The organism is Paenactinomyces guangxiensis, from assembly GCF_016055185.1.
Lineage (GTDB): Bacteria > Bacillota > Bacilli > Thermoactinomycetales > Thermoactinomycetaceae > Paenactinomyces > Paenactinomyces guangxiensis.
The window spans coordinates 1-775 of sequence record NZ_JAECVR010000069.1; the positions used below are offsets into that span (position 1 = coordinate 1).

At 40.3% G+C, this 775-nt stretch carries 1 protein-coding gene; it reads right to left on the reverse strand.

Annotated features, from left to right (window positions below):
- The coding region (locus I8U27_RS21495) for a transposase (protein WP_198065930.1) at positions 1 to 452 on the reverse strand (452 nt) is incomplete at its 3' end.
- Between the last annotated feature and the right edge of the window lie 323 nt (positions 453 to 775).

The window sequence follows — 775 nt, forward strand, 5'->3', positions numbered from 1 at the left end:
AAGGTAGCTGGAGAAGAAGCATTTCTTTTGTTTACTTGTGTGACTAGATAAATTTCAGCTTGACTACAAGCTGAAAAAAGCTTGTGGTCATCGTAAGCGGCATCTGCCAGCAGCATAAAAACCGGATACTCAGCGATGTGATGGATCAGATGAATGCACTGATTATCATATAAATTGGCAGGTGTAATATCCCATACGAGGGGAAGTAAATCTTCAGATACAATAACGTGTAGTTTGTAACCATAAAACCAACCTAAACGAGTTCCTTTACCCTTTTCAGCATCTCGATCATATCGAGATGCTCGTAAAGCGGTGGAATCCCAATAACAAACTCTCGTTTTAGGCTCTAGTTCAAACAGTAGTTCTTCATATAAAGGTGCATAAAGCCCTTCTTCGATTTGTTTGGCACGTCGACAAAAAGTGGAATGGTCTGGGACTTCATCAAGACCGATACAACGTCGAGCCCAGTGATCCTTGGTTCAACTTCCACTCCAACTCCCGAAAGCTGTAAATACGATAATAGGCTTGATAAATAAGACATTTAAGGATTTGTGTATCACTGAATTTTTTAGGTTTACCAACACGTGATGGCGTTTCTGCGAAACGCCGAACCATATCTTCGATGCAACAAAAAATCTGATAAAGAGGATGGTTTCTCGATGAAAGTCGTGCTAAACTCAAGTTAATCCGCCTCCGTGGTTTGGTGTGGGTTGGCGCTTTCATCTAACCACATTTAGGCGGATTTTTCTATTTAATTTTTAAAAGAGTTATGCAA